The organism is Sphingobium sp. ba1, from assembly GCF_000743655.1.
In the GTDB taxonomy this organism is placed as follows: Bacteria; Pseudomonadota; Alphaproteobacteria; order Sphingomonadales; family Sphingomonadaceae; genus Sphingobium.
The window spans coordinates 203,297-207,956 of sequence record NZ_JPPQ01000006.1 but is presented as its reverse complement, the minus strand read 5'-3'; the positions used below and the strand labels follow the sequence as shown (position 1 = coordinate 207,956).

The window sequence follows — 4,660 nt, the reverse complement described above, 5'->3', positions numbered from 1 at the left end:
GGCCCGCCGATCACCCTAGAGATTTCGGCGGGTCTGTCAAGGATGTTGCGAAAACGGGACGAGCTGATCGCGGCGTTAACTATCGTAAAGATTCGGGCTGCTACAGTGGCGACTCATGGAAAAGCAGGCGAGCGATATGACCCTATTGCGCGGCGCGGCCCTGGCCGTGGCCATGGCGATGATGCTGAGTGCGTGCGGCGGCGATCTGGTGCCGCGCGGACGGGTGGAACGCGCATGGAAACCCGTGCGCGCCGCCGTGGTGCCGACCATGGAAGCGCGCCAATGTTTCGCGAAGCTGCAATCGCAGGATGTCGCCTTCACCCCCCTGCCCGACCGCACCTTCGGCGGCGGATGCAGCGCGTTGAACAGCGTCAAGCTGCTCGACATCGGCGTGCCCGCCACCAATTTGGGGGCGATGACGTGTAATCTGGCGGCCAATTTCGCCGCCTGGGCGCGTTATGGCGTGCAACCCGCCGCGCGCAGCATATTGGGGGCGGAAATCGTGCGGATCGAAACGTTCGGCACCTATAATTGCCGCCCGATCGCGGGCAGCGGCAAATTGTCCGAACATGCGCATAGCAATGCGATCGACATTGCCGCCTTCGTGCTGGCCGATGGCCGCAAGATTTCGGTGCAGCAGGGATGGCAGGGCGACCGGGATACGCGGCAGTTCCTCAAGACCGTGCATGCCAGCGCGTGCAAGCGGTTCAACACGGTGCTGAGCCCCGATTATAATGCGGCGCATCACGATCATTTTCATTTTGATATGGGCGGGCGCGGCGGCTTTTGCCGCTGAACGTAAAAAAGAAATGCGGCGGCTTCTGTCGGTAATCCGACTTGGCAATGTCATCTCCACTCCTTAAATCGTGGGGATGACTAAGAAAGAGATTGAAGAACGTAAATTCCGACCGGCCCGCGAAGAGGCCGACGATGCGGCCAAGCAGGCCGGCACCCCCCAGACTCAAAGCGCGGCCTATCGCCTTGCCTTTCAGGACACCGAATTCCTGTTGCGCGAAGATTTGCGCCCGGTGCGATTCCAGCTGGAATTGCTGAAGCCGCAATTGCTGATGGACGAGGCGCGGATCGAATCGACCTTCGTCTTCTACGGGTCGGCGCGGATTCCCGAACCCGACCAGGCGCAGGCACGGATCGACGCGGCAACCACGCCGCAGCAGCGGAAAATTGCGGAGAATCTGGCGGCCAAGGCGCGCTATTATGAGGAAGCCCGTGCGCTGGCGCGGATCGCGGCGCAATATCCGGTGAACGAAGCAGGATGCCGCCATTTCGTGGTGTGTTCGGGCGGTGGCCCTTCGATCATGGAAGCGGCCAATCGCGGCGCGCAAGATGTTGGCCAGACGACGATCGGCATGAACATCGTCCTGCCGCACGAACAGGCGCCCAATCGGTTCGTCACCCCGGAGCTGAGTTTCCAGTTCCATTATTTCGCGCTGCGCAAGATGCATTTCCTGCTCCGCGCCCGCGCGCTCGCTGTCTTCCCCGGCGGGTTTGGCACGTTCGACGAGATGTTCGAGCTGTTGACGCTGATCCAGACCGGCAAGATGAAGCCCATCCCCATCCTGCTGTTCGGCAAGGATTTCTGGAACCGGGTGGTGGATTTCGAGGCGCTGGCCGATGAAGGCGTGATTTCGCATGCTGACCTTGACCTGTTGACCTGGGTCGAGACGGCGGAGGACGCCTGGCAGGCGGTGCAGGCTTTTTATCATGACAGTGAGCCGCTGGGATGTTGAGTGGGTAGAATAGCGACCTGTCTTTGAGGGAGTGAGGAAGGGCGAGAAGCCTTGCCCTTCCCTGCGCACGAGATTAGGGCGCGGCCATGCTTGGCGCGCTGGACCATATCGACACCTGGATCTTCGATCTGGATAATACGCTCTATCCGGCGAAGACGGACCTGTTCGCGCTGATCGACGTGAAGATGGGCGAATTTATCCAAGGCTTGCTGGGATGCGATCCCGTCATCGCCCGCGAAACGCAGAAGCGCTATTTCATGGAGCATGGCACGACGCTGTCGGGCCTGATGCATCATCATGGTATCGCGCCGCATGATTTCCTCGACTATGTCCATGATATTTCGATGGATCGACTGGAGGTCGATGCCGACCTTAACGCGCATATCGCAGCATTACCGGGCCGTCGGCTGATCTTCACCAATGGCGATGCGGCCTATGCGGGACGGGTGCTGGACAAGCTCGGCCTGGGCGACGCCTTCGAGCTGATCCACGATATTCATGCCTGCCAATATGTGCCCAAGCCTGATCCGTCGGGTTACGCCGAATTGTGCCGGGTCCATGCCATCGATCCGACCCGTGCCGCCTTTTTCGAGGATATGGCCCGCAATCTGGCGCCCGCCAAGGCGATCGGCATGGCGACCATCTGGGTCAATAATGGATCGGAAGCGGGCAATCACGATCATCATCCCGATTTCATCGATTTCGAAACCGACCATCTGAGGCCTTTTCTGGCCAGCATCCTTGGGGAAACTGCATGACCGACCTTATCGCCACGATCGACGCCGCCTGGGAAGACCGGGCCAATGTCAGCCTTTCGACGCAGGGCGCGATCCGCGATGCCGTTACGCAAGCACTTGCGTTGCTCGACAGCGGCAAGGGCCGCGTCGCCGAACCGACGGCGGACGGCTGGCAGGTCAATCAGTGGCTGAAGAAAGCTGTGCTGCTGTCGTTCCGGCTGAACGACAATGTGCTGATCGAAAACGGCCCTGGTGGCGGTTTCTGGTGGGACAAGGTGCCGAGCAAATTCGCCGGCTGGGGCGAGGCGGAGTTTCGCGCCGCCGGTTTCCGCGCGGTGCCGGGCGCGTTCGCGCGGGCGGGCGCGCATATCGCCAAGAACGCGATCTTGATGCCCAGCTTCGTCAATATCGGCGCGTTCGTCGATGAAGGCACGATGGTCGACGCCTGGGTGACGGTGGGTAGCTGCGCCCAGATCGGCAAGAATGTCCATCTGTCGGGCGGCGTCGGCATTGGCGGCGTGCTGGAACCGTTGCAGGCCGATCCAGTCATCATCGAAGACGACTGCTTCATCGGCGCGCGATCCGAAGTGGTCGAGGGCGTGCGCATCGGCAAGGGATCGGTGCTGTCGATGGGTGTGTTCATCGGCCAGTCGACCAAGATCATCGACCGCACCACCGGCGAGATTTTCATGGGCGAAGTGCCGCCCTATTCGGTGATCGTCCCCGGCAGCCTGCCCGGCAAGCCCCTGCCCGACGGCACGCCCGGCCCCAGCCTCTATTGCGCGGTGATCGTCAAGCGGGTGGACGCCCAGACCCGGTCCAAGACCGGTATCAACGAATTGCTACGCGACTGATGTATAGCCGGTCGGTGCCCTTTGCGGTGCCGACCAGTCGCCGGATGCCGCTTAGTAGCCCGCCTCGATCGCCAAGCGGATCGCTTCGGCCCCGGTCCGCACGCCGAGCGCCTTGAGCATGGCCGCCCGGTGCATCTTCACCGTGCGTTCGGTCAGGCCCATGTCCCAGGCGATCTGTTTGTTGAGCTTGCCCGCCGTCATCGCCACCAGCACGTCGCGCTGGCGCGCGGTGAGTGCGTCGATCCGCAGCCGCGCTTCGGCGGAGCGCTGGGTCGCCTGTCCGTCCGGCTCGCCCACCGCCATCTGCGATCCCAGGAAATATTCGACCTCGCCCGTGTCACCGAAGATCGGCGCGACCATCACGGCGTTTCGGAACGGCGTGCCGTCCTTGCGATAATTCCACAATTCCACGATCGCCGGGCGTCTTTCGCGAACGGCCTGACGCAGTTCATCGGTTCGCTCCGCTTCGGTCGCTGCGCCTTTGAGGAAGCGGCAATTATGCCCGATAATCTCGTCGCGGCCATAGCCGGTGAGCGCCATGAAGGCATCATTGCAATCGACGATCGGATTGTCGGGCAGGCGCGGATCGCTGATGACGGCGGGGATCGCGCTGTTGGCGATCATATCGGAAAGAGGCATGGACAAACGCACTCACATGGGGGGAGCGGGCAACAGAGACGAAACCGCACCCTTTGGTCCATATTGCCCCATATTTAGTGCTTCCTGCAAGGGTATGGCCACAGCAAGGCGACAATTTCCCGGTGCCTGCCCTTGAGCTTCACCGCTGTCGATTGCATCCGCCGCCGCCCGGTCTTGCATCAGATTATTTCCTTTCCCGTTTTTTCTCTGTCCTACATATAACCATATGGGATAAATGATTCGCCTCTTCAAGAGTTGGGAGGCGGATATGGACGTTGCGGAACTGATCGACGAAGTCATTGCGCGGGAGGGTGGCTATAGCAACCATCGGGCCGATCGCGGCGGGCCGACCCATTGGGGGATTACCCAGGCCGTAGCGCGGGCGAATGGCTATGTCGGCCCGATGCAGGCGCTACCCCGCGCGCAGGCGGTGGCGATCTATCGACGGCTCTATTGGGACCAGCCCGGCTATGGCTTCGTTGCCGAACTGGCGCCCGGCATTGCCGCAGAACTGTTCGATACCGCCGTCAATATGGGCGTTGCGACCGCGACCGGCTTTTTGCAGCGGGCGCTCAACGCGCTCAATCGCAACCAGAAGGATTATCCCGATCTCAAGCTCGACCGGGTTATCGGCGCGCGGACGCTGGCCGCGCTGCGGGCCTTTCGGGCGTTGCGCGGTCCG

At 61.7% G+C, this 4,660-nt stretch carries 6 protein-coding genes; 5 read left to right on the top strand and 1 reads right to left on the bottom strand.

From position 1 onward, the window contains the following. The first annotated feature begins 136 nt into the window (after positions 1 to 136). From IL54_RS01150 to dapD, 4 genes are all read left to right on the top strand, one after another. On the top strand, positions 137 to 796 hold the full coding sequence (locus IL54_RS01150) for an extensin family protein (protein WP_443210103.1): 660 nt from the start codon (positions 137 to 139) through the stop codon (positions 794 to 796). 76 nt (positions 797 to 872) lie between these two features. Further along, a complete protein-coding gene (locus tag IL54_RS01145) occupies positions 873 to 1,748 on the top strand; it encodes a TIGR00730 family Rossman fold protein (RefSeq protein WP_037472301.1) in 876 nt (291 codons plus the stop codon). A gap of 86 nt (positions 1,749 to 1,834) precedes the next feature. Further along, complete coding sequence (locus IL54_RS01140) at positions 1,835 to 2,506, top strand: pyrimidine 5'-nucleotidase (protein ID WP_037472299.1); 672 nt, start codon at positions 1,835 to 1,837, stop codon at positions 2,504 to 2,506. Continuing rightward, positions 2,503 to 3,339 carry a 2,3,4,5-tetrahydropyridine-2,6-dicarboxylate N-succinyltransferase gene (gene dapD / locus IL54_RS01135; protein WP_037472298.1) on the top strand — a complete coding sequence of 279 codons (837 nt, stop codon included), beginning with the start codon at positions 2,503 to 2,505 and terminating at the stop codon, positions 3,337 to 3,339. Before IL54_RS01140 ends, dapD begins: the two co-directional genes overlap by 4 nt. A gap of 51 nt (positions 3,340 to 3,390) precedes the next feature. Here dapD and IL54_RS01130 read toward each other — a convergent pair whose 3' ends face one another. Next, the gene (locus tag IL54_RS01130; RefSeq protein WP_037472297.1) at positions 3,391 to 3,978 is read right to left on the bottom strand and encodes a PAS domain-containing protein; all 588 of its coding nucleotides are present in this window, start codon (positions 3,976 to 3,978) and stop codon (positions 3,391 to 3,393) included. 268 nt (positions 3,979 to 4,246) lie between these two features. On the opposite strand from IL54_RS01130, the gene IL54_RS01125 reads away from it, so the two are divergent. Then, positions 4,247 to 4,660 (top strand): glycoside hydrolase family 108 protein (locus tag IL54_RS01125; RefSeq protein WP_037472533.1); only part of this gene is annotated, 414 nt, incomplete at its 3' end.